This window comes from Pseudomonas fluorescens, from assembly GCF_001902145.1.
In the GTDB taxonomy this organism is placed as follows: Bacteria; Pseudomonadota; Gammaproteobacteria; order Pseudomonadales; family Pseudomonadaceae; genus Aquipseudomonas; species Aquipseudomonas fluorescens_BV.
The window spans coordinates 229,415-252,905 of sequence record NZ_MRST01000026.1; the positions used below are offsets into that span (position 1 = coordinate 229,415).

Genomic DNA, 23,491 nt, shown 5'->3' on the forward strand with positions numbered 1-23,491 from the left:
AGCCGCAGCGCCACTCTGACGCCACTTTTATGCGCCCCAATTTGCTAGAGGAAATCCCCCATGAGCGTTCGCGTCGGCATTGTCATGGACCCTATCGCCAGCATTTCCTATAAAAAGGACAGTTCGCTGGCCATGCTCCTGGCCGCCCAGGCCCGCGGCTGGACTTTGTTCTATATGGAGCAGCGCGACCTTTACCAGGGTGACGGCGAGGCCCGCGCACGCATGCGCCCGCTGCAGGTGTTCGCCAACCCCGAGAAGTGGTTCGAGCTTTCTGACGAAATCGACAGCCCCCTGAGCGACCTTGACGTGATCCTGATGCGCAAGGATCCGCCGTTCGACATGGAATTTGTGTACTCCACCTACCTGCTGGAGCAGGCCGAACGTGCAGGCGTGTTGATCGTCAACAAGCCGCAAAGCCTGCGCGACTGCAATGAAAAGCTGTTCGCCACCCTGTTCCCGCAGTGCACGCCACCGACCGTGGTCAGCCGCCGCGCCGATGTACTGCGTGAATTTGCCGCCAAGCATGGCGACGTGATCCTCAAGCCCCTGGACGGCATGGGCGGCACCTCGATCTTCCGTCACCGCGCGGGCGACCCGAACCTGTCAGTGATCCTCGAGACCCTGACCGCCCTCGGCACCCAGCAGATCATGGGCCAGGCTTACCTGCCGGCGATCAAGGATGGCGACAAGCGTATCCTGATGATTGACGGCGAGCCGGTGGATTATTGCCTGGCGCGGATCCCGGCGGCAGGCGAGACCCGTGGCAACCTGGCGGCCGGAGGTCGCGGTGAAGCGCGGCCGTTGTCAGAAAAAGACCGCTGGATTGCCGCTCAAGTCGGTCCAACCCTGCGGGAAAAAGGTCTGCTCTTTGTCGGACTAGACGTAATTGGCGAGAACCTCACTGAAATCAACGTCACCAGCCCGACCTGTATTCGCGAGATCGACAACGCATTTGGCACGAACATCGGCGAAATGCTGATGGTCGCCATTGAACGCAAGCTACAAGCCAAGTGACATAGAACAGCCGGACACCTACCAACATTGCGTTATCATGCGCCACCTGTGAAACGCGCGATGTTGGTTTTCTTGTCATGACACTCCCGTACGATCTGCCCCCCGAATTCTCCCCCAGCGGCGTGCGCCCGGCTGATCGCCTCGGTTTTACCCTGTTTCTCGCTGCTTTGATTCATCTCGCCCTGCTTCTGGGCGTGGGGTTCACCCTGGTCGAACCCAAGCAGATCACCAAGACCCTTGAAATCACACTCGCTACGTTCAAGAGCGAAAAGAAGCCCGAAAAGGCTGACTTTCTCGCCCAGGACAACCAGCAGGGCAGCGGCACGCTCGACAAGAAAGCCGTGCCCAAGACCACCGAGGTAGCGCCCTTCCATGACAACCAGGTCAAGAAGGTCACTCCGCCGCCGGCGCCCAAGCCTGAGGTCAGGCAGGCCACGCCCAAGGCTGCGGTGACCACCGTCGCGCCCAAACCGCAAAAAGCCCCGACCCAGCGCGAAAAGGCCAAGACCGAACCCAAGCCCGAGCCGGTGAAACCTGCGCCGACTTTCGACAGCTCTACATTGTCCGACGAAATTTCCAGCCTGGAAGCCGAACTGGCCCATGAGCAACAGCTTTATGCCAAGCGCCCGCGGATCTACCGCCTGAATGCCGCCTCAACCATGCGCGATAAAGGTGCCTGGTATAAGGACGAGTGGCGCAAGAAGGTCGAACGCATCGGCAACCTCAATTACCCGGACGAGGCGCGACGCCAGCAGATTTATGGCAACTTGCGCTTGCTGGTGTCGATCAACCGTGACGGCTCGCTGTATGAAGTGCAGGTGCTGGAGTCCTCCGGCCAGCCGCTGCTGGACCAGGCCGCGCAACGCATCGTGCGTCTGGCCGCGCCCTTTGCGCCGTTCAGCGGCGACTTGAACGACGTGGACCGCCTGGAAATCATCCGCACCTGGCGGTTCGCCAAGGGCGATCGGTTGTCCAGCAACTAAAGCGCCTCGCCTCGTGTAGGAGCGAGCTTGCTCGCGAAAAACGCCAGACCGACGCGCTCATTCAGGATGCCCGCGTAATCGTTGACGATCTTCGCGAGCAAGCTCGCTCCTACACTTGTCAGTTCGCCCCTCCAACGCCACACTAGCGGACATGAAAAACGTCAGCCCGACCTACCTCAAGCACCAATTCCTGATCGCCATGCCCCATATGGCCGACCCGAACTTTGCGCAGACCTTGACCTACATCGTCGAGCACACGGCCAATGGTGCCATGGGGTTGGTGGTCAACCGTCCGCAGGAGCTGAACCTGGCCGATATCCTTGAGCAACTGCGCCCGGAAATCGACCCGCCGGCGCGCTGCCAGGGCGTACCGATCTACATCGGCGGGCCGGTGCAGACCGATCGCGGTTTTGTGCTGCACCCCACCGGGCCGACGTTCCAGGCCACGGTAGACCTTGAGGGGGTGTCACTGTCCACGTCCCAGGACGTGCTGTTCGCCATCGCCGACGGCATCGGCCCCGAGCAAAGTGTGATCACCCTGGGCTACGCCGGTTGGGAAGCCGGGCAACTGGAGGCCGAACTGGCCAGCAATGCCTGGCTGACCTGCCCGTTCGACGCTGACATCCTGTTCAACACCGCCAGCGAACTACGCCTGGAAGCGGCAGCAGCCAAGCTGCGGGTCAACCTCAGCCTGCTGACCAGCCAGGCGGGGCACGCCTGATGGCCTTGCGTCTGATCCTCGGTTTTGACTACGGCACCAAACAGATCGGCGTAGCGGTTGGCCAGGTCATCACCGGCCAGGCCCGCGAGCTGTGCACCCTCAAGGCCCAGAACGGCGTACCGGACTGGAACCAGGTCGAAGCCCTGATTAAAGAGTGGAAGCCTGACGCGGTGGTGGTCGGCCTGCCCCTGAACATGGATGGTACCCCCAGTGACATGTGCCTGCGCGCCGAGAAGTTCGCGCGCCGCCTCAATGGCCGCTACAACCTGCCCTTCTATACCCACGACGAACGCCTCACCACCTTTGAAGCCAAGGGTGAGCGCCGTGACCGTGGCGGGCAAAAGGGCAGTTACCGCGACAACCCGGTAGACGCCATCGCCGCGGCCTTGCTGTTGCAGGGCTGGCTGGATGAAAACACCGCTTTATTTGAATCCTGACTGACGCGGCTTGCTGCTACGCCGTTTTTGTAGGAGCGAGCTTGCTCGCGAAGAACTCACAGGCACCGCGCACTTCCAGGTTTTCACGCGTTATCGTTGACGTTTTTCGCGAGCAAGCTCGCTCCTACACACTTAACAAGGAGCCACCATGAGCTTGCCGAACCCTGCCGAACTGATCAGCCAGATGGCGATACGCCTCAAGGCGCATCTGGAGCACCGTGCCATTAGCGAACCGCGTTTTATCGGCATACGCACCGGTGGCGTGTGGGTAGCCCAGGCATTGCTGGAAGCACTGGGCAGCGATTCGCCCCTGGGCACCCTGGACGTGTCCTTCTACCGCGACGATTTCAGCCAGAACGGCCTGCATCCACAAGTGCGCCCTTCGGCCCTGCCCTTCGAGATCGAAGGCCAGCACCTGGTACTGATCGACGACGTGCTGATGAGCGGCCGCACCATCCGCGCCGCCATGAACGAGTTGTTCGACTATGGCCGCCCGGCCAGCGTGACCCTGGTGTGCCTGCTGGACCTGGATGCCGGCGAACTGCCGATCAGCCCGGACGTCGTAGGCGCGACCCTGACACTTGCCCCCCAGCAGCGGGTAAAATTGTCCGGTCCCACGCCGCTCGAACTCGAACTGCAAGACCTTGCCCTTTAAACCGCCTTGTAAAGAGTCCCCGCGATGACGCCTCTAGATGCCAAGCGCCCGCTGCAGCTCAATGCTCAGGGCCAGTTGCAACACTTCTTGTCCCTCGACGGTTTGCCCCGCGAACTGCTCACCGAAATCCTCGACACCGCCGACTCGTTCCTGGAAGTCGGTGGCCGGGCGGTGAAAAAAGTCCCGCTGCTGCGCGGTAAAACCATCTGCAACGTGTTCTTCGAGAACTCCACCCGCACCCGCACCACCTTTGAACTGGCGGCCCAGCGGCTGTCCGCCGATGTGATCACGCTGAACGTGTCCACCTCGTCGGCGAGCAAGGGCGAAACCCTGCTCGATACCCTGCGCAACCTGGAAGCCATGGCGGCCGATATGTTCGTGGTACGCCACGGCGACTCCGGCGCTGCGCATTTCATCGCCGAGCATGTGTGCCCGAACGTGGCGATCATCAATGGCGGCGACGGCCGTCACGCGCACCCGACCCAGGGCATGCTCGACATGCTCACCATTCGTCGGCACAAGGGCAGCTTTGAAAACCTCTCGGTGGCCATCGTCGGCGACATCCTGCATTCGCGGGTGGCGCGTTCGAACATGCTGGCTCTCAAGGCCCTGGGTTGCCCGGATATCCGCGTGATCGCGCCCAAGACCTTGTTGCCCATCGGCATCGAACAGTATGGCGTGAACGTCTACACCGACATGGCCGAGGGCCTCAAGGATGTGGACGTGGTGATCATGCTACGCCTGCAACGCGAGCGCATGGCTGGGGGCTTGTTGCCCAGCGAAGGTGAGTTCTACCGCCTGTTCGGCCTGACCACCGCACGCCTGGCCATGGCCAAGCCGGATGCCATCGTGATGCACCCGGGGCCGATCAACCGCGGCGTGGAAATCGAGTCGGCGGTGGCCGATGGCCCGCAGTCGGTGATTCTCAACCAAGTGACCTACGGCATCGCCGTGCGCATGGCCGTGCTGTCCATGGCCATGAGCGGGCAAACCGCGCAACGTCAATTCGAGCAGGAGCAGGCCCAGTGAAGCTCAGCATTCTCGGTGCCCGAGTCATCGACCCGGCCAGTGGCCTGGACCAAGTTACCGATCTACACCTGGACGCCGGCAAGATCGTCGCCATGGGCGCCGCTCCCGCAGGCTTCAACGCCGGCCAGAGCATCGACGCCAAGGGCCTGGTGGCCGCGCCTGGGCTGGTGGACTTGAATGTCGCCCTGCGTGAACCGGGCTACAGCCGCAAAGGCAATATCGCCAGCGAAACCCAGGCCGCGGCAGCCGGTGGCGTGACCAGCCTGTGTTGCCCGCCCAACACCAAGCCGGTGCTGGACACGTCGGCCGTGACCGAGCTGATCCTCGACCGCGCCCGCGAAGCCGGCAATTGCAAAGTGTTTCCCATTGGTGCCTTGAGCAAGGGCCTGGATGGCGAACAACTCGCCGAATTGATCGCCCTGCGTGACGCCGGTTGCGTGGCCTTCGGCAATGGCCTGGAAAGCTTTCGCAGCACGCGCACCTTGTGCCGCGCCCTGGAATACGCGGCCACCTTCGACCTGACGGTGATCTTTCACTCCCAGGACCGCGACCTGGCCGAAGGCGGCCTGGCCCATGAAGGTGCGGTAGCCAGCTTCCTCGGCCTGCCGGGCATTCCGGAAACCGCAGAAACCGTGGCCCTTGCCCGTGACCTGTTGCTGGTAGAACAAAGCGGCGTGCGTGCGCATTTCAGCCAGTTGACCAGCGCCCGGGGCGTGGCCCTGATCGCCCAGGCCCAGGCCCGTGGCTTGCGGGTAACCGCGGATGTCGCCCTGTACCAACTGATCCTGACGGATGAGGCGCTGATCGACTTCTCCAGCCTTTACCACGTACAGCCCCCGCTGCGCACCAAGGCTGACCGTGACGGTTTGCGTGCAGCAGTGAAGTCGGGTGTGGTGTCGGCGATTTCCAGCCATCACCAGCCCCATGAGCGAGACGCCAAGCTGGCACCGTTTGGCGCGACCGAGCCGGGCATCAGCAGCGTGGAGTTGTTGCTGCCATTGGCGATGACGCTGGTGGAAGACGGCTTGCTGGACCTGCCGACACTGCTGGCACGCCTGAGCGCCGGCCCGGCCGAGGCCCTGCGCTTGCCGGCGGGCCAGTTGGCGGTGGGTTCACCGGCGGACCTGGTGCTGTTCGACCTGGCAAGCTCGACGGTGGCTGGTGAGCGTTGGTTGTCCAAGGGCGAAAACTGCCCGTTCATCGGCCACAGCCTGCCGGCGACGGTGCGGTATACCTTGATGGATGGGCGGGTGACTTACCAGGCCTGATGCCGGCAAAACTGTAGGAGCGAGCTTGCTCGCGAAAAACGTATAGGCGACGAGGGCTGCCTGTCAGCACTGCGTCATCGTTGACGTTCTTCGCGAGCAAGCTCGCTCCTACAGGTTATTCAGCGCCCGCTGTTGCGCTCGGCATTGCGGATCGAGATCTGCGTGTTCAGCGTCCAGAAGTCATACAACACCCCAATCAGGAACAAGCCACCGGTCAGCAGGTAGATCAGGCCGGTGATCCATTTGCCCTGATACATACGGTGCACACCGAACACCCCCAGAAATGCCAACAGTATCCAGGCCACGTTGTATTCGATGGGCCCAGCGGTAAAACGCAGGTCGGCCTCACGGTCCATGGCCGGGATCAGGAACAAGTCGATCAGCCAGCCAATACCCAGCAAGCCGAAGGTGAAAAACCAGATCGTACCGGTCACGGGCTTGCCGTAATAAAAGCGATGAGCCCCGGTAAAACCGAAAATCCACAGCAGGTAACCAATCGCCTTGCTGTGCGTGTCTTGCTGCTGAGCAACCTGTTGATAGGTGTTCATGAAGGACCTCTTTTGCTTCGATAGATAAATTTTTTCATTTTCTTTGTGACTTTTTTACGGGCGCCCGACGTACGGTAAATGGTATCTTCCTGCCCTCAAAGCCTTGTACCACCTGACTTGTGTAGGACAATTGCGGCGAATCGTCGCGTTTTTCCTGAATTTGACCCCAAGGTTCAGTCGACAAACGGCCTGAGAACAGCACAAAAAGCTGTTATAAAGTTGCGCGCAAACCCATAAGAGCCACGCCTAATGCGACCATTTTTCAAGACATGGCTAACCATTTGCCTATTAATGCCACTGGCCGCCCACGCCACCAATCGTGAGCAACGACTTCCGAACGTTAACGGTTTCACCCCTAAAGTCCATAGCACGCCCAGCACTGCCAAATCGGCAAAGCCGACCGTCAGCCGCCCGACTCAACTGAGCAAGGCCCACGGCAAAGCGCTTTCCACCCAGCTGGCCGTGAACACCAAGCAAAGCAGCAACGTCTTGAGCCGTGCCGTCAACGTGCTCGGTACACCTTATCGTTGGGGCGGCAGCAGCCCAAGTAAAGGGTTCGACTGCAGCGGCCTGGTGAAATATGCATTTAACGATGTAAAAGCGGTGGACCTGCCACGCACCTCCAACGCCATGGCGGCCGGCCATGGGTTGAAGGTTGATCGCAAAGACCTGAAACCGGGCGACCTGTTGTTTTTCAAACTCAAGAGCCGCCAGGTCAATCACGTTGCCATCTACCTGGGCAATGACCGCTTTATCCACGCACCGCGCCGTGGCAAGTCGGTGAGCATCGACACACTGAAAAAGCCGTTCTGGGACAAGAACTACGTGATTGCCAAGCGGGTACTGCCTAAAGAGCAGAACAGTAACCTGCGGATCGTGCAGCGCTAAGTCAGGCGTCACTAAAGCTCCCCATTTGAAATGCAATCAAATGTGGGAGCTGTGCATTTAGATGTCCGCCGGCACCCTCGCCTTCTCTCGCGCCTCTTCCCGGCTGACCAGCCCCGCGCCGACCAACGCCTTCAAACTCATATCCAGGGTCTTCATCCCCAACGCCCCACCCGTCTGGATGGCCGAGACCATCTGCGCCACCTTGTCTTCGCGAATCAAGTTACGAATCGCCGGGGTGCCCAGCATGATTTCATGGGCGGCCACGCGCCCGCCGCCCACCTTCTTCACCAGCACCTGAGACACCACCGCCTGCAACGACTCCGATAGCATCGAGCGGACCATGGCCTTCTCCCCGGCCGGGAAGACGTCCACCAGCCTGTCCACCGTCTTTGCCGCCGACGCGGTGTGCAGGGTGCCAAACACCAGGTGCCCGGTCTCTGCCGCCGTCAGCGCAAGGCGGATGGTTTCCAGGTCGCGCAACTCACCCACCAGGATCACATCCGGGTCTTCCCGCAGGGCTGAACGCAGGGCGACCGAGAAACTGTGGGTGTCGCGATGCACCTGACGCTGGTTGACCAAGGCCATTTTCGGCCTGTGGATAAATTCGATGGGGTCTTCCAGCGTGAGGATATGCTGGCGTCGATGCCGGTTGAGGTCGTCGATCATCGCCGCCAGGGTCGTGGACTTGCCCGAACCGGTGGGCCCAGTCACCAGCACCAGGCCGCGAGGAAGGCGGGCGATACGCTGGAACACCTCGCCCAATCCCAGCGCCTCCAGGCTCTGGACCTCAGTCGAGATAGCCCGGAACACCGCACCCACGCCGCGATCCTGGCGAAACACGTTCGCCCGGAACCGGGCGACGCCTGGCAGTTCGAAGGCAAAATCCGTTTCAAGAGATGTTTCGAAATCCTTTTGTTGATGTTTATTCAGCAAAGGGCTCAATAAGTCGACCACTTGGGTAGCGTTCAAAGCCGGCCCATCCAACGGCCAAACCTCGCCATCAATGCGCAGCATCGGTGCCAGGCCGGCTGACAGATGCAGGTCTGAGGCGCCTCGGCTTACGCTGGCCGTCAGCAATTGCGTGATATCCATAGGGCTTTCCATTTCCAGTAGAATGCCGCGGACTCCATATCCACGGGCGCATCTTGAATGTCGACGATAGCAGACAACATCGGCCTGGTTAGCCAGCGCATCCGCGCCGCAGCCGACGCCGTGCAACGTGACGCAAGCAGCATCCACCTGCTGGCCGTGAGCAAGACCAAACCCGCGCAGGCGGTACGCGAAGCCTATGCCGCCGGGCTGCACGACTTTGGCGAAAACTACCTGCAGGAAGCCCTGGGCAAACAGGCGGATTTAACCGACCTGCCCTTGAGTTGGCACTTCATCGGCCCCATTCAATCGAACAAGACTCGCGCCATCGCCGAGCACTTCGCTTGGGTGCATTCCGTGGACCGCCTCAAAATCGCACAACGCCTGTCCGAACAACGCCCGGCCGACCTGCCGCCGCTCAATATCTGCATCCAGGTCAATGTCAGTGGCGAAGCCAGCAAGTCCGGCTGCACACCCGCCGACCTGCCGGCCCTGGCCACCGCGATCAGCGCCCTGCCGCGCCTGAAGCTGCGGGGTTTGATGGCGATTCCCGAGCCGACTGAAGACCGGGCGGAGCAGGATGCCGCGTTTGCCACGGTGCGCGACCTGCAAGCCAGCCTGAACCTGCCGCTGGACACACTTTCCATGGGCATGAGCCATGACCTTGAGTCGGCCATTGCCCAAGGCGCCACTTGGGTGCGGATCGGTACCGCGCTGTTTGGCGCCCGCGACTACGGCCAGCCGTAAAATGGCTGACATCCCTCGAAAATAAGGACCTGTCATGAGCAACACGCGTATTGCCTTTATCGGCGCCGGTAACATGGCGGCCAGCCTGATCGGTGGCCTGCGGGCCAAGGGCCTGGACGCCGAGCAGATCCGCGCCAGCGACCCGGGCGCCGAGACCCGCGAGCGCGTCAGCGCCGAACACGGCATCCAGACCTTCGCCGATAACGCCGAGGCCATCCACGGCGTCGATGTGATCGTGCTGGCGGTCAAGCCCCAGGCCATGAAGGCCGTGTGCGAGAGCCTGCGCCCGAGCCTGCAACCTCACCAACTGGTGGTGTCGATTGCCGCTGGCATCACCTGCGCCAGCATGACCAACTGGCTCGGCGCCCAGCCCATCGTGCGCTGCATGCCCAACACCCCGGCGCTGCTGCGCCAGGGCGTCAGCGGTTTGTATGCCACCGGCGAAGTCACCACGCAGCAACGTGACCAGGCCCAGGGACTGCTGTCTGCGGTGGGCATCGCCGTGTGGCTGGAGCAGGAACAGCAACTGGACGCGGTCACCGCCGTCTCCGGCAGCGGCCCGGCCTATTTCTTCCTGTTGATCGAGGCCATGACGGTCGCCGGCGTCAAGCTGGGCCTGCCCCACGACGTGGCCGAGCAACTGGCGGAACAAACCGCCCTGGGCGCCGCGAAAATGGCGGTCGGCAGCGAGGTGGATGCCGCCGAACTGCGCCGTCGCGTCACCTCGCCAGGTGGCACCACACAAGCGGCTATCGAGTCGTTCCAGGCCGGGGGCTTTGAAGCCTTGGTGGAAACAGCACTGGGTGCCGCCGCACATCGTTCAGCCGAGATGGCTGAGCAACTGGGCAAATAGTCGTCCCTTACCAAGGTAATCAAACATGCTCGGAATCAATGACGCTGCCATTTTCATCATCCAGACCCTGGGCAGCCTGTACCTGCTGATCGTGCTGATGCGCTTTATCCTGCAACTGGTGCGGGCGAATTTTTACAACCCGCTGTGCCAATTCGTGGTCAAGGCCACCCAACCGCTGCTCAAGCCCCTGCGCCGGGTGATCCCCAGCGTATTCGGCCTGGACATGTCGTCGCTGGTGCTGGCGTTGCTGCTGCAGATCCTGCTGTTCGTAGTGATCCTGATGCTCAACGGCTACCAGGCGTTCACCGTATTGCTGTTGCCGTGGGGCCTGATCGGGATTTTCTCGCTGTTCCTGAAGATCATTTTCTGGTCGATGATCATCAGCGTGATCCTCTCGTGGGTCGCACCCGGCAGCCGTAGCCCGGGCGCCGAATTAGTGGCTCAGATCACCGAACCGGTGCTGGCACCCTTCCGTCGCCTGATCCCGAACCTGGGTGGCCTGGATATTTCGCCGATCTTTGCGTTTATCGTGATTCAGCTGATCCAGAGCTGGGTAATTCCACGCCTGGCGTACTTTGCGTTCATGCCAAAAGAGCTGTTCGGCCTGATCTGACCTGTAGGAGCGAGCTTGCTCGCGAAGAACGTGAACGATAACGCGGGAAAGCTGATACCCAACTGCGTTCTCAGGTTTTTCGCGAGCAAGCTCGCTCCTACACACAGCAATGCGCTTAACCCCCCGACCATTGCTTGCCGCTAGGGTCCCCGCTCTTTAGACTTACGCCTCATTTAAACGAGAGCAGGGTCGATGCCAGCTGCCTTCCCCCCCGATTCTGTTGGACTGGTCGTGCCACAAGTGGCGCACTTTCGCGAACCGCTGGCCCTGGCCTGCGGCCGTTCGTTGCCGGCCTACGACCTGATCTACGAAACCTATGGCCAACTGAACGCCACGGCGAGCAACGCCGTGCTGATCTGCCATGCCTTGTCCGGCCATCATCACGCCGCCGGCTTCCATAGCGTTGACGACCGCAAGCCCGGCTGGTGGGACAGTTGCATCGGCCCCGGCAAACCCATCGACACCAACAAGTTCTTTGTGGTCAGCCTGAACAACCTCGGCGGCTGCAACGGCTCCACCGGCCCCAGCAGCCTCAACCCGGAAACCGGCAAGCCGTTCGGCGCCGACTTCCCGGTGCTGACAGTAGAGGACTGGGTGCACAGCCAGGCACGCCTCGCCGACCTGTTGGGCATCAGCCAGTGGGCCGCCGTGATTGGCGGCAGCCTGGGCGGCATGCAGGCCCTGCAATGGACCATCACTTACCCGGACCGTGTGCGCCATTGCCTGGCTATCGCCTCGGCGCCCAAGTTGTCAGCGCAGAACATCGCCTTCAACGAAGTGGCGCGCCAGGCGATCCTCACCGACCCCGAGTTCCACGGCGGTTCGTTCCAGGAAGCCGGCGTGATCCCCAAGCGCGGCTTGATGCTGGCGCGAATGGTCGGCCACATTACCTACCTGTCCGACGACTCCATGGGCGAGAAATTCGGCCGCGGCCTCAAGAGCGAGAAGCTCAACTACGACTTCCACAGCGTCGAGTTCCAGGTGGAAAGCTACCTGCGTTACCAGGGCGAGGAGTTCTCGGGGCGTTTCGACGCCAATACCTACCTGCTGATGACCAAGGCCCTGGACTACTTCGACCCGGCCGCCAATCACGATGACGACCTGGCGAAAACCTTCGAGCACGCCACGGCCAAGTTCTGCGTCATGTCATTCACCACCGACTGGCGCTTCTCGCCGGCCCGCTCCCGTGAGCTGGTGGACGCCCTGATGGCCGCCAAGAAAGACGTCTGCTACCTGGAGATCGATGCACCGCAAGGCCACGACGCCTTCCTGATTCCGATCCCACGCTACCTGCAGGCGTTCAGTAACTACATGAACCGTATTTCGCTTGTGAGAACGCCATGAGAGCCGACCTGGAAATCATCCAAGACTGGATCCCCGCCGGCAGCCGCGTGCTCGACCTGGGCTGCGGCGACGGCGAACTGCTGAGCTGGCTGCGCGACCACAAGCAAGTCACCGGCTACGGCCTGGAAAACGACCCGGACAACATCGCCCAGTGCGTGGCCAAGGGCATCAACGTGATCGAGCAGGACCTGGACAAGGGCCTGGGCAACTTTGCCAGCAACAGCTTCGATATCGTGGTGATGACCCAAGCCCTGCAAGCGGTGCACTACCCGGACCGCATCCTCGACGAAATGCTGCGCGTGGGCCGCCAATGCATCATCACCTTCCCCAACTTTGGCCACTGGCGCTGCCGCTGGTACCTGGCCACCAAGGGGCGCATGCCGGTCTCCGACTTCCTGCCGTACACCTGGTACAACACGCCGAACATCCACTTCTGCACCTTCGAAGACTTCGAAGCCCTGTGTGGCGAGCGTGAAGCCAAGGTGATCAACCGCCTTGCCGTCGATCAACAGCACCGCCACGGCTGGGCGAGTAAGCTATGGCCCAACCTGTTGGGCGAAATTGGTATCTACCGGGTCAGCAGTCCTGGCCTGACCGACCACAAAGTTGCCGTCTAATCATCTTCAAGAGGGACGTTCATGAGTCGTTTGGCTATTTTTCTATTGACCGCATGCCTGGGCGCCAGCGCCATGGCCGCCGACACTATCGACGCTAATCGCAAGAAAGACTTTGGCGATATCACCGTTCATTACAACACCTTCACTTCAAGCTTCCTGCCACCCGAGACCGCCCAGAAAGTCGGCGTGGTGCGCAGCAAGGAGAAGGGGTTGATCAACGTGACCGTGATCAAGGGCGTAAGCCCGGTGGCCGCGCAGGTCACCGGCACTATCAAGGACCTGGGCGGCAAAAGCGAGATACTGACGTTCAAGCAGATCGAAGAAAAAAGTGGCATCAGCTACCTTGCGCCCTACACCGTGACCCAGCGGGAATACAAGACCTTCACCATCAACGTTGAAACCGGCGGCAAGGCCCATGGCTTCCAATTCAACCAAGAACTGTTCCCGGCCCAATGATGAACCTTACCCAACTCGTACTCGCCAGCCATAACGCCGGCAAACTCAAAGAACTGCAGGCCATGCTCGGTGAGTCTGTGCAACTGCGTTCGATCGGCGAGTTCAGCCAGGTCGAACCGGAAGAGACCGGCCTGTCGTTCGTCGAGAATGCCATCCTCAAGGCCCGCAATGCTGCGCGTATCTCTGGCCTGCCGGCCCTGGCAGATGATTCGGGCCTGGCCGTGGATTTCCTCGGCGGCGCCCCTGGCATCTACTCGGCCCGTTACGCCGACGGCCAGGGCGACGCAGCCAACAACGCCAAGCTGCTCGACGCCCTCAAGAACGTGCCGGAGGCCGAGCGTGGTGCGCAGTTCGTCTGCGTGCTGGCTTTGGTGCGGCATGCCGATGACCCGTTGCCGATCCTGTGCGAAGGCCTGTGGCACGGGCGCATCCTGCAGGCGGCCAGCGGTGAGCATGGGTTTGGCTATGACCCGCTGTTCTGGGTGCCGGAGCGCAATGTCTCCAGCGCCGAACTGAGCCCGGCCGACAAGAACCAGATCAGCCACCGCGCCCGCGCCATGGCGTTGCTGCGCCAGCGCCTGGGTTTGAAATGACCCAGAGCACCTCTGCGCAGCCGCTGATCCACGGTGGCGCGCAAACACCACGGGCGGCCCTGCCCCTTCTGCCGCCCCTGGCGCTGTACATCCATATTCCGTGGTGCGTGCGCAAATGCCCGTATTGCGACTTCAACTCCCACACCGCGAGCAAAGTGCTGCCGGAAGAAGAGTACGTGGACGCCCTGCTGGCCGACCTGGACCAAGACCTGCACGCCGTATATGGCCGCAAGCTGAGTTCGATCTTCTTTGGCGGCGGCACGCCCAGCCTGTTCAGCGCGGCTGCACTGGGCCGCCTGCTCAAGGGCGTTCAAGCGCGCATCCCGTTTGCCGACGATATCGAGATCACCCTGGAAGCCAACCCCGGGACGTTCGAACAAGAAAAGTTCGTGGCGTACCGCAAACTGGGGATCAATCGCCTGTCCATCGGCATCCAGAGCTTCCAGCAAGAGAAGCTTGAAGCCCTGGGCCGCATCCACAATGGCGATGAAGCCGTGCACGCAGCCGGCATGGCGCGCCAGGCCGGGTTCGACAACTTCAACCTGGACTTGATGCACGGCCTGCCCAACCAATCCCTGGAGGACGCCTTGGGCGACCTGCGCCAGGCCATTGCACTCAAGCCGACGCACCTGTCCTGGTACCAACTGACCCTGGAACCCAACACCGTGTTCTGGAACCAGCCACCCGCGCTGCCGGAAGACGACACGCTGTGGGATATCCAGGAAGCCGGCCAGGCACTGCTCGCCGAACACGGTTACGCACAATATGAAGTCTCGGCCTACGCCAAACCGGGGCGGCCGGCGCGGCATAACCTCAATTACTGGAGCTTTGGCGACTTTATCGGCATCGGCGCAGGCGCCCACGGCAAGCTCAGCCACCCGGACGGGCGCATCGTGCGCACTTGGAAAACCCGTGCACCGAAGGACTACCTCAACCCGGCCAAAAGCTTCCAGGCCGGTGCGAAAGAACTGACCAACGATGAACTGCCGTTCGAGTTCCTGATGAACGCGCTGCGCCTCACCGAAGGGGTTGATGCCAAGCTCTACGCCGAGCGCACCGGCCTTGACCTGGCAAGCCTCGATGAAGGCCGCCGCGACGCAGAACAAAGTGGATTAATGCAGGTCGAACCGTCACGCCTGGCGGCCACCGACCGCGGGCAACTTTTTCTCAATGACCTGTTGCAGAAGTTTTTGAGCTGATAGCTCTTAAGGAAATCGAATGGATCTGGTACTCGACCTGCTCGCCACCGTGTCCCGCTGGAGCCGTAGCAACCTGTCGGAAATCTCGTTGGCCCTTGTGGGCTGTTTGCTGGTGCTGTTCGGCGCCGACATCAAGGGCTGGGTCGAAGCGCGCCTGGGCAGCATCGCCGGCGCCTTGCGCGTACCCTTGATGGCCCTGCTGTGCCTGATCGGCAGCGGTGCGGCGTTGATCTATGCCACGCCGTGGATTGTGCGGGGGTTGAGCCAGTTCAATAACTACAGCCTGGCGCCGGTGTTGATCGTGGTGCTGGTGTTGATTGGGGTAGTGGCAGACCGCCGCTGACCCAGCAGGCACTACAAAACAAATGTGGGAGCTGGCTTGCCTGCGATACAGACACCTCGGTGTATCAGTGATATCGAGGTGATGCTATCGCAGGCAAGCCAGCTCCCACATTAGATTGCGTTTCAAGCTGATGACTGTTTAAGCCAGCTTCTCAAACTTCAAATCCCACACCCCATGCCCCAATCGCTCGCCACGGCGCTCGAACTTGGTGATCGGCCGTTCGGCCGGGCGTGGCACGCATTTGCCGTCTTCGGCCAGGTTGCGGTAGCCGGGGGCGACGTTCATCACTTCCAGCATGTATTCCGCGTACGGTTCCCAGTCGGTGGCCATGTGCAGGATGCCGCCCACTTTCAGCTTGCTGCGCACCAGTTCCGCGAAGGAGGCCTGGACGATGCGGCGCTTGTGGTGACGGGCCTTGTGCCATGGGTCGGGGAAGAACAGCATCAGGCGGTCGAGACTGTTGTCGGCGATGCAGCGGTTGAGTACTTCAATCGCGTCGCAGTCGTAGACCCGCAGGTTTTTCAGCCCCTGGGTCAGTACACCGTTGAGCAGTGCGCCGACGCCTGGGCGGTGGACTTCCACGCCGATGAAATCCTGCTCCGGGGCGGCCGCAGCCATTTCCAGCAGGGAATGGCCCATGCCGAAACCGATTTCCAGGGAGCGTGGGGCCGAACGGCCGAACACTTGGTCATAGTCCACCGGCGCGTCGGCCAGGGGCAAGACGAACAGCGGCGTGCCCTGTTCCAGACCCTTTTGTTGGCCTTCGGTCATGCGGCCGGCGCGCATCACAAAACTCTTGATGCGGCGGTGCTTGGACTCGTCGCCTTCTTCCACGGTGTTCGGCGTTTCGTTTGATTCAGTCATCAATAGCTCTTACTTGATCAGACCATCCAGCGGCGAAGAGGCGCTGGCATAGAGTTTTTTCGGCATGCGCCCGGCGAGGTAGGCCAGGCGGCCCGCGACGATGGCGTGGTTCATGGCTTGGGCCATCATGATTGGTTGCTGGGCATGGGCAATGGCCGAGTTCATCAGTACGGCGTCGCAACCCAGCTCCATGGCGATGGTCGCGTCGGAGGCTGTGCCCACACCCGCATCCACCAGTACCGGAATCCTGGCTTCTTCGAGGATGATCTGCAGGTTATACGGATTGCAGATCCCCAGGCCGGAACCGATCAGACCGGCCAGCGGCATCACCGCGATGCAGCCGATTTCTGCCAGTTGGCGCGCGATGATCGGGTCATCGCTGGTGTAGACCATCACGTCGAAACCTTCCTTGACCAGGGTTTCGGCGGCCTTGAGGGTTTCGATCACATTGGGGAACAAGGTTTTCTGGTCGGCCAGCACTTCCAGCTTCACCAGGTTGTGGCCGTCAAGCAGCTCACGGGCCAGGCGGCAGGTGCGCACGGCTTCGATGGCGTCGTAGCAGCCAGCGGTGTTTGGCAGAAAGGTGTAGCGCTCCGGCGACAGCACTTCGAGCAGGTTCGGCTCGCCCTCGATCTGGCCGAGGTTGGTGCGGCGCACCGCGAAGGTGACGATCTCGGCACCCGAGGCTTCGATGGCCAGGCGGGTTTCTTCCATGTCGCGGTACTTGCCGGTGCCGACCAGCAGACGGGACTGGTAGGTACGACCGGCCAGGACGAAAGGCTTGTCGCTACGAACGATGCTCATGGGAAATCCTCTGGTTGGATGAGGTTCTGCAGAATGCGTTGCGGCCGTGGCGGGCTAGCCGCCGCCGATGGCGTGGACCACTTCGACCTGGTCGTTTTCTTTCAGCGAGGTCTCGGCGTGCTGGCTACGCGGGACGATATCCAGGTTGAGCTCTACTGCGACGCGACGCCCGGTCAGGTCCAGGCGGGTCAGCAGGGCCGCAACGGTTTCGCCGTCGGGCAGTTCAAAGGGTTCGCCGTTCAACTGAATGCGCATGCCACGGGCCGCCATCGTTTTTAGGGGCCCGCATTCTAGCGCGATTGGAACCTGAAGGTCAGCTCCAAGCGTCAAGCGGTCAAAGCTGCAAGCGCCACGCCGCCAGGCCCAGGAAGAACCAGCCGAGCAAGAACGCCAGCCCGCCAAACGGCGTGATGATCCCCAGTTTACTGATGCCGGTCAGCGTCAGCACATACAGGCTGCCCGAGAACAGCAGGATACCGACGGTAAACGAAATACCCGCCCAAGTGACCAGTCGGCCCGGAATATGCGCCGCCAGCAAGGCCACGCCGAACAGTGCCAGGGCATGCACCAACTGGTAGGTCACACCGGTATGGAAGATCGCCAGGTAGTCGGTGCTCAGGCGGTTTTTCAGGCCGTGGGCGGCGAACGCGCCCAGGGCGACACCGGTAAAGCCGAAAAAGGCAGCCAGCATCAGAAAGCTACGCAGCATGGGGAACTCCAGTCAGACTCATCGGGCAGGGTCTGTATAATGGCCCGCTCAACGGGTTCGGCCAAGCCATCTCTATGCTGCGTGTCCTCTTCAAACGCTTTCTCAACGTCGTGAAATGGTTTGCCATCGGCAGTGTGTTGCTGGTGCTGCTGTTTCGTGTGGTGCCGCCACCGTTCACTGCACTGATGGTGGAGCGCAAGGTTGAGTCCTGGGTCGACGGTGAGCCTATCGACCTGCAACGCAGCTGGGTGCCGTGGGATGAAATCTCCGATGACCTGAAAGTGGCGGTGATGGCCGGTGAAGACCAGCGCTTCCCGCGACATTGGGGTTTTGATTTCGGCGCGATCCAGGCGGCGATTCTGCACAACGAACGCGGCGGCTCGATTCGCGGTGCCAGCACCCTGAGCCAGCAGGTGTCGAAAAACCTGTTCCTGTGGGCCGGCCGCAGCTATTTGCGCAAAGGCCTGGAGGCGTGGTTTACCGGCTTGATCGAGGTATTGTGGCCCAAGCAGCGGATTCTTGAGGTGTACCTCAACAGCGTGGAATGGGATGAAGGTGTGTTTGGCGCAGAGGCAGCGGCGCGGCACCATTTTGGCGTGAGCGCCAAGGGGCTTTCGCGGCAGCAAGCCAGTTACCTGGCGGCGGTGTTGCCCAATCCACGGGTGTGGAGTGCCAGCCATCCGACGGCTTATGTGGCTCGGCGGGCGGCGTGGATTCGCCAGCAGATGAGCCAGTTGGGTGGGGAGGGTTACCTGGTGGAGCTGAACACTACCCGCAAAGCCCCCTGGTCCGACTGACCCGACACGGCCCCTGTGGGAGCTGGCTTGCCTGCGATAGCGGTGGGTCAGTAACCCATGCTTTAGCTGACACGGCCTCATCGCAGCATAAGTATCTACGCAACTTTAATGCGACGCAGGACCTGTGGCGAGGGAGCTTGCTCCCGCGACGGCCTGGCAGCCGACGCTGATCTAACTGATGCCCCGCGATCTAATGTGGGAGCTGGCTTGCCTGCGAAGACGGCCTGAAAACCGAGCAGGATCTCGGATCAGACCGCGTACATATCCGTTCCTTCGGTAATGACTGCTATTGGTTCCGCTTTTACAGCGGGTCACTTTTGAAGAGCCCAAAAGTAACCAAAAGGCTCTTGCCCCACCACTCGGCACCTCGCCTAGGCTCGGTGTACCCGTAATCCGACATTGATTTGGTGGGCCGCCGCCACGCGCCATCCATGGCGCGGGGCGGCTAAACCGGCATCCCTGCCGGTTTACCCCCCAAATCCCTGTCGAATTCCGGCCAGCGTGGTTTAACGGGGCGCCTAAGATCAAAAGCAGATCAAGATCAAGAGCGGCTCGCTTCGCATCGTGGTTACCGTCGGCGGCTACGGCCTACAAAGTTGTGTAGATACCTATGCTCATCGCAGGCAAGCCAGCTCCCACATTAAACCGAGTTGGGTTTGAAACTTCTCGAGCACATACAAAAATGCCCCGATCTTTCGACCGGGGCATTTTTTGCTCGCTGCGTTTTAGGCGGCGATCGACAACTTCAGCTTGTTCATCGCGCTTTTCTCAAGCTGACGAATCCGCTCGGCCGACACGTTGTACTTCTGCGCCAGGTCGTGCAGCGTGGCTTTTTCTTCTGCCAGCCAACGCTGGTAGAGGATGTCACGGCTGCGGTCGTCCAGTACTTCCAGCGCTTCGTGCAGGTTGTGGTTGGAGTTGTCGCTCCAGTCGGCGTCTTCGAGCTGACGCGCCGGGTCGTACCGGTGGTCTTCCAGGTAGTTGGCCGGCGATTGGAAGGCGCTGTCGTCATCCGCTTCGGCGGCTGGGTCGAAGGCCATGTCATGGCCGGTCAGGCGGCTTTCCATCTCGCGCACTTCACGCGGCTCCACACCGAGGCTTTCGGCCACGCGGTGGACCTCTTCGTTGTTCAGCCACGCCAGGCGTTTTTTCTGGCTGCGCAGGTTGAAGAACAGCTTGCGCTGGGCCTTGGTGGTGGCCACTTTCACGATGCGCCAGTTGCGCAGGATGAACTCGTGGATTTCCGCCTTGATCCAGTGCACGGCAAACGACACCAGGCGCACGCCCATTTCAGGGTTGAAACGCTTCACTGCCTTCATCAGGCCAACGTTGCCTTCCTGAATCAGGTCGGCCTGGGCCAGACCGTAGCCGCTATAGCTACGGGCGATATGTACGACAAAACGCAGGTGGGCGAGCACCATCTGCCGAGCCGCCCCCAAATCCTGCTCATAGTAGAGACTCTCGGCCAGTTCACGCTCCTGCTCGGGCGTCAGCAATGGAATGCTGTTGACCGTGTGCACATAGGCTTCCAGGTTCGCACCCGGGACCAAGGCATAAGCAGGTTGCAAAGAAGTGGTCATACGAAAAAACCTCCGACTCACATAACTCGTGCAGTTCAGCACTGCGAAAATTGACCTGGGAACCGTAGGACAAGTTCCCTAAACCGCTGATACGGTCAATACAAACGAAACCACATTAATCTGGCATTAACTACTTCGGCGCCAGCTCGCGTAAATGCCGTGCCACTGCAATCCACGCACCGATATACCCCAACAAGACCGCGCCAAGCAAGAGACTCAGACCATCGGCTACCGGCACACCGGCCAGAGCGAAATCACTGCCGTAGAGCCCGGCCAAGCCGACAACCGCGTCGTTCAACCAATCCAGGCCAAACGCCAGTACGCCCCAGGACAAGATCCCCGCACCCAGGCCATACAGCGCGCCCATGTACAGGAAAGGCCGGCGCACATAGCTGTCTGTGCCGCCCACCAGTTTAATCACTTCTATCTCGGTGCGGCGGTTTTCAATATGAAGACGAATGGTATTACCTATCACCAAAAGTAATGCAGACACTAATAACACCGTCAGGCCGAACACAAAGCGGTCACCCAGCTTGAGGATCGCGGCCAGGCGCTCCACCCAGACTAGATCAAGTTGCGCCTGTTGCACCTTCGGCATCTCTGCGAGTTTTTGTCGCAGGGCTTCCAACGCCGGCTTGTCGACCTCGTTCGGCGTTACCAGCACCACGCCCGGCAGCGGGTTCTGCGGCAGTTCCTTGAGCGCCTCGCCCAGGCCCGATTGCTGCTGGAACTCTTCGAGGGCCTGGTCGCGGCTGATGTACTCGGCCTCGGCTACCCCCGGGATGTTCTTGATGTCGTCACGCAGCGCTTCGCCTTCCTTGCTGCTGGTATCCAGGTTCAGGTACAGCGAAATCTGCGCCGCCCGCTGCCAGGAGCCGCCCAGGCGCTCCACATTATTAAGCAACAGCGACAAGCCCATCGGCAGGCTCAAGGCCACCGCCATGACCAGGCAGGTGAAAAAGCTGCCGATCGGCTGCTTGCCCAGGCGACGCAGGCTGTCCAGCAGGCTGGCGCGATGGCTTTCGATCCAGGCGTGCACCAGGGTGCCGAAGTCCGGGCCGTCGTCGTCGTCGTGTTTTTTCTTTTTCGGTTGCGGGTCGGCCGGTTTCGGCGCCACGCGTTCGGATACTTTAGGGCTGCGTGTAGCACTCATACGCCAGCCTCCCCATCGCCGATCAGGCGGCCGCGTTGCAGGGTCAACATGCGATGGCGCATGCGAGCGATCAAGGCCAGGTCGTGGCTGGCGATCAAGACGCTGGTGCCCAGGCGGTTGATGTCTTCGAATACCCCCATGATCTCGGCCGCCAGGCGCGGGTCGAGGTTACCAGTGGGTTCGTCTGCCAGCAGCAAGGCCGGGCGATGGACGATGGCGCGGGCGATACCGACACGCTGTTGCTGGCCGGTGGACAGATCGCCGGGGAAGAGGTCGGTCTTGTCCGACAAGGCCACGCGCTCCAGGGCCGAGTCCACGCGTTTGACGATCTCGGCCTTGGACAGCCCGAGGATCTGCAACGGCAGGGCCACGTTGTTGAACACCGTGCGGTCGAACAGCAACTGGTGGTTCTGGAACACCACGCCGATCTGGCGGCGCAGGAATGGAATTTGCGCATTGCTGATAGTGGCCAGGTCCTGGCCCGCCAGCAGCAACTTGCCGGTGGTCGGGCGTTCCATGGCCAGCAACAGCCGCAACAGCGTACTTTTGCCCGCGCCCGAATGGCCGGTGACAAACAAGAATTCACCGCGACGCACTCGAAAGCTCAGCTCATGCAAGCCCACATGCCCGTTGGCATAGCGTTTACCGACCTGTTCGAATCGAATCATGAACGCTCCCGCTCGGCAAACAGTGCCTGTACAAAGGGTTCGGCTTCAAAGGTGCGCAGGTCGTCGATGCCTTCACCGACGCCGATATAGCGAATCGGCAACCCGAACTGTTTGGCCAGGGCGAAAATCACACCGCCCTTGGCCGTGCCGTCGAGCTTAGTCAATGCCAGGCCGGTCAGCTGCACCGTCTGATTGAATTGCTTGGCCTGGCTGATAGCGTTCTGGCCGGTACCGGCGTCGAGCACCAGCAAGACTTCGTGGGGTGCATCGGCGTCAAGCTTGCCGATCACGCGGCGCACTTTCTTCAGCTCTTCCATCAAATTGTCTTTGGTATGCAGGCGGCCGGCTGTATCGGCGATCAGCACATCAATGTTGCGCGCCTTGGCGGCTTGCACGGCATCGAAGATCACCGACGCAGAGTCGGCACCGGTGTGCTGGGCGATCACCGGGATTTTGTTGCGCTCGCCCCACACCTGCAACTGCTCGACGGCTGCGGCACGGAAGGTGTCACCGGCGGCGAGCATGACTTTCTTGCCCTCACCCTGCAGCTTCTTGGCCAGCTTGCCGATGGTGGTGGTCTTGCCGGCGCCGTTGACCCCCACAACGAGGATGACGAACGGCTTTTTCGGCGAGATCACCAGCGGCGCTTCAACCGGCTTGAGCATGGCGGCCAGCTCAGCCTGCAGGGATTTGTACAGCGCATCGGCGTCGGTCAACTGCTTGCGCGCGACCTTCTGCGTCAGGCTCTGGATGATCACGGCGGTGGCTTCGACGCCAACGTCGGCGGTGAGCAGGCGGGTCTCGATGTCTTCCAGCAGTTCGTCATCGATGACTTTCTTGCCCAGGAACAGGCTGGCCATGCCTTCGCCGATGCTGGCGCTGGTCTTGCTCAGGCCCTGCTTGAGGCGGGTGAAGAACCCGGTTTTGCTGGTTTCGGTGGTGGCGACGGCAGGCTCTGGCTCGACGACGGCAGGTGCGGCAACAACCGGTGCAGGCGCTTCAACAACGGGCGGTACTTCAGCCGCAACCTCTACCGGCGCCGGCTCAACCACCGCAGGTATCAGCGGCACGACGTGCTCGGCCTGAACATCCTCCACCAACGCCACGGGTTCTTCGGCCACCGGCAGCTCCAACCAGGGCTTGTGCTCGGGAGCAGGCGCAGGTTCCGGCTCGGCCTCGACGACCGGCTGCAACACCGGCTCAGCCATCGGCAACACCACCGGAACTGGCGTCTCGGCAACCGGCTCGGCTTCTATCAAGGGTTCAGGGGTCGGTTCAGCCTGAACCTGTGGCTGTTCGACGACGGTTTCCTGCGGCTTTTTGCGCAGCCATCCGAACAGGCCTTTCTTCTCGCCAGCCGCAGCTGGGGTCTTCTTGTCGTCGTTGGAACCAAACATGGAGACGGCTATCTCAAGGTAGCGACGCGCCACAGGGCGCGTCGGTAAATAAAATTCGATGCGTAACAGACTGTTTTTTAGCCAGCTCGTTCATGCGCAACATTTTGTAAGGCCTAAATCGG

At 61.2% G+C, this 23,491-nt stretch carries 28 protein-coding genes; 18 read left to right on the forward strand and 10 right to left on the reverse strand.

Translation table 11 applies throughout. The features are described from left to right. The first annotated feature begins 60 nt into the window (after nt 1-60). From gshB to BUE92_RS20535, 7 genes are all read left to right on the forward strand, one after another. A complete protein-coding gene (gene gshB / locus BUE92_RS20505; RefSeq protein ID WP_054897572.1) occupies nt 61-1,014 on the forward strand; it encodes a glutathione synthase in 954 nt (317 codons plus the stop codon). Nucleotides 1,015-1,091: 77 nt separating this feature from the next. Continuing rightward, a complete protein-coding gene (locus BUE92_RS20510; protein WP_073525975.1) occupies nt 1,092-1,997 on the forward strand; it encodes an energy transducer TonB in 906 nt (301 codons plus the stop codon). Between the two features lie 151 nt (nt 1,998-2,148). Further along, nucleotides 2,149-2,718 carry a YqgE/AlgH family protein gene (locus BUE92_RS20515; protein ID WP_073525976.1) on the forward strand — a complete coding sequence of 190 codons (570 nt, stop codon included), beginning with the start codon at nt 2,149-2,151 and terminating at the stop codon, nt 2,716-2,718. Next, on the forward strand, nt 2,718-3,155 hold the full coding sequence (ruvX, locus tag BUE92_RS20520) for a Holliday junction resolvase RuvX (protein WP_003195067.1): 438 nt from the start codon (nt 2,718-2,720) through the stop codon (nt 3,153-3,155). Before BUE92_RS20515 ends, ruvX begins: the two co-directional genes overlap by 1 nt. A 148-nt stretch (nt 3,156-3,303) precedes the next feature. Then, nucleotides 3,304-3,810: a bifunctional pyr operon transcriptional regulator/uracil phosphoribosyltransferase PyrR gene (pyrR, locus tag BUE92_RS20525; RefSeq protein ID WP_073525977.1), complete on the forward strand. Its 507-nt coding sequence runs from the start codon at nt 3,304-3,306 to the stop codon at nt 3,808-3,810. A 24-nt stretch (nt 3,811-3,834) separates the two neighbouring features. Further along, nucleotides 3,835-4,839 (forward strand): aspartate carbamoyltransferase catalytic subunit, encoded by a 1,005-nt coding sequence (locus tag BUE92_RS20530; protein ID WP_073525979.1) that lies wholly within the window; start codon nt 3,835-3,837, stop codon nt 4,837-4,839. Further along, nucleotides 4,836-6,107, forward strand: coding sequence for a dihydroorotase (locus BUE92_RS20535; RefSeq protein ID WP_073525980.1), 1,272 nt, complete (start codon nt 4,836-4,838; stop codon nt 6,105-6,107). Before BUE92_RS20530 ends, BUE92_RS20535 begins: the two co-directional genes overlap by 4 nt. Before the next feature lie 119 nt (nt 6,108-6,226). Here the strand turns inward: BUE92_RS20535 and BUE92_RS20540 are convergent, their stop codons facing one another. Beyond that, nucleotides 6,227-6,655: an NINE protein gene (locus BUE92_RS20540; RefSeq protein ID WP_073525981.1), complete on the reverse strand. Its 429-nt coding sequence runs from the start codon at nt 6,653-6,655 to the stop codon at nt 6,227-6,229. A 249-nt stretch (nt 6,656-6,904) separates the two neighbouring features. Here BUE92_RS20540 and BUE92_RS20545 point away from each other — a divergent pair, with 249 nt between their 5' ends. After that, nucleotides 6,905-7,543 carry a C40 family peptidase gene (locus tag BUE92_RS20545; protein WP_060763954.1) on the forward strand — a complete coding sequence of 213 codons (639 nt, stop codon included), beginning with the start codon at nt 6,905-6,907 and terminating at the stop codon, nt 7,541-7,543. Nucleotides 7,544-7,600: 57 nt separating this feature from the next. Here the strand turns inward: BUE92_RS20545 and BUE92_RS20550 are convergent, their stop codons facing one another. After that, nucleotides 7,601-8,635, reverse strand: a complete 1,035-nt coding sequence (locus tag BUE92_RS20550) for a type IV pilus twitching motility protein PilT (RefSeq protein ID WP_073525982.1) — start codon at nt 8,633-8,635, stop codon at nt 7,601-7,603. Nucleotides 8,636-8,692: 57 nt separating this feature from the next. Between BUE92_RS20550 and BUE92_RS20555 the strand changes: the two genes are divergently transcribed. The 9 genes from BUE92_RS20555 to BUE92_RS20595 all read left to right on the forward strand — a co-directional run bounded on the left by BUE92_RS20555 (nt 8,693) and on the right by BUE92_RS20595 (nt 15,397). Continuing rightward, nucleotides 8,693-9,379 carry a YggS family pyridoxal phosphate-dependent enzyme gene (locus tag BUE92_RS20555; protein WP_073525983.1) on the forward strand — a complete coding sequence of 229 codons (687 nt, stop codon included), beginning with the start codon at nt 8,693-8,695 and terminating at the stop codon, nt 9,377-9,379. A 34-nt stretch (nt 9,380-9,413) separates the two neighbouring features. Further along, nucleotides 9,414-10,232 carry a pyrroline-5-carboxylate reductase gene (gene proC / locus BUE92_RS20560; RefSeq protein ID WP_073525985.1) on the forward strand — a complete coding sequence of 273 codons (819 nt, stop codon included), beginning with the start codon at nt 9,414-9,416 and terminating at the stop codon, nt 10,230-10,232. Nucleotides 10,233-10,257: 25 nt separating this feature from the next. Next, complete coding sequence (locus BUE92_RS20565; RefSeq protein WP_073525987.1) at nt 10,258-10,845, forward strand: YggT family protein; 588 nt, start codon at nt 10,258-10,260, stop codon at nt 10,843-10,845. Nucleotides 10,846-11,037: 192 nt separating this feature from the next. Further along, nucleotides 11,038-12,189 (forward strand): homoserine O-succinyltransferase MetX, encoded by a 1,152-nt coding sequence (gene metX / locus BUE92_RS20570; RefSeq protein ID WP_073525990.1) that lies wholly within the window; start codon nt 11,038-11,040, stop codon nt 12,187-12,189. Further along, on the forward strand, nt 12,186-12,806 hold the full coding sequence (metW, locus tag BUE92_RS20575) for a methionine biosynthesis protein MetW (protein WP_003195091.1): 621 nt from the start codon (nt 12,186-12,188) through the stop codon (nt 12,804-12,806). The genes metX and metW overlap by 4 nt, the downstream gene beginning before the upstream one ends. Nucleotides 12,807-12,827: 21 nt before the next feature. Beyond that, complete coding sequence (locus BUE92_RS20580) at nt 12,828-13,262, forward strand: DUF4426 domain-containing protein (protein ID WP_073525992.1); 435 nt, start codon at nt 12,828-12,830, stop codon at nt 13,260-13,262. Further along, nucleotides 13,259-13,855: an RdgB/HAM1 family non-canonical purine NTP pyrophosphatase gene (gene rdgB / locus BUE92_RS20585; RefSeq protein WP_073525994.1), complete on the forward strand. Its 597-nt coding sequence runs from the start codon at nt 13,259-13,261 to the stop codon at nt 13,853-13,855. Before BUE92_RS20580 ends, rdgB begins: the two co-directional genes overlap by 4 nt. After that, entirely contained in the window at nt 13,852-15,054 is a 1,203-nt protein-coding gene (hemW, locus tag BUE92_RS20590; protein ID WP_073525996.1) for a radical SAM family heme chaperone HemW, read from the forward strand. The genes rdgB and hemW overlap by 4 nt, the downstream gene beginning before the upstream one ends. A 19-nt stretch (nt 15,055-15,073) precedes the next feature. Continuing rightward, nucleotides 15,074-15,397 carry a DUF3392 domain-containing protein gene (locus BUE92_RS20595; protein ID WP_003195099.1) on the forward strand — a complete coding sequence of 108 codons (324 nt, stop codon included), beginning with the start codon at nt 15,074-15,076 and terminating at the stop codon, nt 15,395-15,397. 138 nt (nt 15,398-15,535) lie between these two features. Here BUE92_RS20595 and trmB read toward each other — a convergent pair whose 3' ends face one another. The 4 genes from trmB to BUE92_RS20615 form a co-directional block, all read right to left on the reverse strand. Then, entirely contained in the window at nt 15,536-16,261 is a 726-nt protein-coding gene (gene trmB, locus BUE92_RS20600; protein WP_003195101.1) for a tRNA (guanosine(46)-N7)-methyltransferase TrmB, read from the reverse strand. Between the two features lie 9 nt (nt 16,262-16,270). Then, nucleotides 16,271-17,065 (reverse strand): thiazole synthase, encoded by a 795-nt coding sequence (locus BUE92_RS20605; protein WP_054897581.1) that lies wholly within the window; start codon nt 17,063-17,065, stop codon nt 16,271-16,273. A gap of 54 nt (nt 17,066-17,119) precedes the next feature. Beyond that, nucleotides 17,120-17,320, reverse strand: a complete 201-nt coding sequence (gene thiS, locus BUE92_RS20610) for a sulfur carrier protein ThiS (protein WP_032878918.1) — start codon at nt 17,318-17,320, stop codon at nt 17,120-17,122. A gap of 79 nt (nt 17,321-17,399) precedes the next feature. Next, nucleotides 17,400-17,774 (reverse strand): DUF423 domain-containing protein, encoded by a 375-nt coding sequence (locus BUE92_RS20615; protein ID WP_073525998.1) that lies wholly within the window; start codon nt 17,772-17,774, stop codon nt 17,400-17,402. 74 nt (nt 17,775-17,848) lie between these two features. Between BUE92_RS20615 and mtgA the strand changes: the two genes are divergently transcribed. Then, the gene (mtgA, locus tag BUE92_RS20620) at nt 17,849-18,571 is read left to right on the forward strand and encodes a monofunctional biosynthetic peptidoglycan transglycosylase (protein ID WP_073525999.1); all 723 of its coding nucleotides are present in this window, start codon (nt 17,849-17,851) and stop codon (nt 18,569-18,571) included. A gap of 725 nt (nt 18,572-19,296) precedes the next feature. Here the strand turns inward: mtgA and rpoH are convergent. The 4 genes from rpoH to ftsY all read right to left on the reverse strand — a co-directional run bounded on the left by rpoH (nt 19,297) and on the right by ftsY (nt 23,369). Then, on the reverse strand, nt 19,297-20,151 hold the full coding sequence (gene rpoH / locus BUE92_RS20625; protein ID WP_003176698.1) for an RNA polymerase sigma factor RpoH: 855 nt from the start codon (nt 20,149-20,151) through the stop codon (nt 19,297-19,299). Nucleotides 20,152-20,281: 130 nt separating this feature from the next. After that, the gene (ftsX, locus tag BUE92_RS20630; RefSeq protein WP_054897584.1) at nt 20,282-21,304 is read right to left on the reverse strand and encodes a permease-like cell division protein FtsX; all 1,023 of its coding nucleotides are present in this window, start codon (nt 21,302-21,304) and stop codon (nt 20,282-20,284) included. Next, complete coding sequence (ftsE, locus tag BUE92_RS20635; RefSeq protein WP_003195112.1) at nt 21,301-21,972, reverse strand: cell division ATP-binding protein FtsE; 672 nt, start codon at nt 21,970-21,972, stop codon at nt 21,301-21,303. The genes ftsX and ftsE overlap by 4 nt, the downstream gene beginning before the upstream one ends. Beyond that, nucleotides 21,969-23,369: a signal recognition particle-docking protein FtsY gene (gene ftsY / locus BUE92_RS20640; protein WP_073526000.1), complete on the reverse strand. Its 1,401-nt coding sequence runs from the start codon at nt 23,367-23,369 to the stop codon at nt 21,969-21,971. Before ftsY ends, ftsE begins: the two co-directional genes overlap by 4 nt. Nucleotides 23,370-23,491 lie beyond the last annotated feature (122 nt).

What these genes read in the sequence shown, in the direction of transcription:
- metX (WP_073525990.1), top strand. Translation starts at nt 11,038, where the DNA reads ATGCCAGCTGCCTTCCCCCCCGATTCTGTTGGACTGGTCGTGCCACAA.
- thiS (WP_032878918.1), bottom strand. Translation starts at nt 17,320, where the DNA reads ATGCGCATTCAGTTGAACGGCGAACCCTTTGAACTGCCCGACGGCGAA.
- pyrR (WP_073525977.1), top strand. Translation starts at nt 3,304, where the DNA reads ATGAGCTTGCCGAACCCTGCCGAACTGATCAGCCAGATGGCGATACGC.
- mtgA (WP_073525999.1), top strand. Translation starts at nt 17,849, where the DNA reads ATGCTGCGTGTCCTCTTCAAACGCTTTCTCAACGTCGTGAAATGGTTT.
- BUE92_RS20540 (WP_073525981.1), bottom strand. Translation starts at nt 6,655, where the DNA reads ATGAACACCTATCAACAGGTTGCTCAGCAGCAAGACACGCACAGCAAG.
- ftsY (WP_073526000.1), bottom strand. Translation starts at nt 23,369, where the DNA reads ATGTTTGGTTCCAACGACGACAAGAAGACCCCAGCTGCGGCTGGCGAG.
- BUE92_RS20580 (WP_073525992.1), top strand. Translation starts at nt 12,828, where the DNA reads ATGAGTCGTTTGGCTATTTTTCTATTGACCGCATGCCTGGGCGCCAGC.
- BUE92_RS20545 (WP_060763954.1), top strand. Translation starts at nt 6,905, where the DNA reads ATGCGACCATTTTTCAAGACATGGCTAACCATTTGCCTATTAATGCCA.
- BUE92_RS20615 (WP_073525998.1), bottom strand. Translation starts at nt 17,774, where the DNA reads ATGCTGCGTAGCTTTCTGATGCTGGCTGCCTTTTTCGGCTTTACCGGT.
- proC (WP_073525985.1), top strand. Translation starts at nt 9,414, where the DNA reads ATGAGCAACACGCGTATTGCCTTTATCGGCGCCGGTAACATGGCGGCC.
- ruvX (WP_003195067.1), top strand. Translation starts at nt 2,718, where the DNA reads ATGGCCTTGCGTCTGATCCTCGGTTTTGACTACGGCACCAAACAGATC.
- BUE92_RS20605 (WP_054897581.1), bottom strand. Translation starts at nt 17,065, where the DNA reads ATGAGCATCGTTCGTAGCGACAAGCCTTTCGTCCTGGCCGGTCGTACC.
- ftsX (WP_054897584.1), bottom strand. Translation starts at nt 21,304, where the DNA reads ATGAGTGCTACACGCAGCCCTAAAGTATCCGAACGCGTGGCGCCGAAA.
- rpoH (WP_003176698.1), bottom strand. Translation starts at nt 20,151, where the DNA reads ATGACCACTTCTTTGCAACCTGCTTATGCCTTGGTCCCGGGTGCGAAC.
- metW (WP_003195091.1), top strand. Translation starts at nt 12,186, where the DNA reads ATGAGAGCCGACCTGGAAATCATCCAAGACTGGATCCCCGCCGGCAGC.
- BUE92_RS20530 (WP_073525979.1), top strand. Translation starts at nt 3,835, where the DNA reads ATGACGCCTCTAGATGCCAAGCGCCCGCTGCAGCTCAATGCTCAGGGC.
- hemW (WP_073525996.1), top strand. Translation starts at nt 13,852, where the DNA reads ATGACCCAGAGCACCTCTGCGCAGCCGCTGATCCACGGTGGCGCGCAA.
- BUE92_RS20510 (WP_073525975.1), top strand. Translation starts at nt 1,092, where the DNA reads ATGACACTCCCGTACGATCTGCCCCCCGAATTCTCCCCCAGCGGCGTG.
- gshB (WP_054897572.1), top strand. Translation starts at nt 61, where the DNA reads ATGAGCGTTCGCGTCGGCATTGTCATGGACCCTATCGCCAGCATTTCC.
- rdgB (WP_073525994.1), top strand. Translation starts at nt 13,259, where the DNA reads ATGATGAACCTTACCCAACTCGTACTCGCCAGCCATAACGCCGGCAAA.
- BUE92_RS20550 (WP_073525982.1), bottom strand. Translation starts at nt 8,635, where the DNA reads ATGGATATCACGCAATTGCTGACGGCCAGCGTAAGCCGAGGCGCCTCA.
- trmB (WP_003195101.1), bottom strand. Translation starts at nt 16,261, where the DNA reads ATGACTGAATCAAACGAAACGCCGAACACCGTGGAAGAAGGCGACGAG.
- BUE92_RS20565 (WP_073525987.1), top strand. Translation starts at nt 10,258, where the DNA reads ATGCTCGGAATCAATGACGCTGCCATTTTCATCATCCAGACCCTGGGC.
- BUE92_RS20555 (WP_073525983.1), top strand. Translation starts at nt 8,693, where the DNA reads ATGTCGACGATAGCAGACAACATCGGCCTGGTTAGCCAGCGCATCCGC.
- BUE92_RS20595 (WP_003195099.1), top strand. Translation starts at nt 15,074, where the DNA reads ATGGATCTGGTACTCGACCTGCTCGCCACCGTGTCCCGCTGGAGCCGT.
- BUE92_RS20515 (WP_073525976.1), top strand. Translation starts at nt 2,149, where the DNA reads ATGAAAAACGTCAGCCCGACCTACCTCAAGCACCAATTCCTGATCGCC.
- ftsE (WP_003195112.1), bottom strand. Translation starts at nt 21,972, where the DNA reads ATGATTCGATTCGAACAGGTCGGTAAACGCTATGCCAACGGGCATGTG.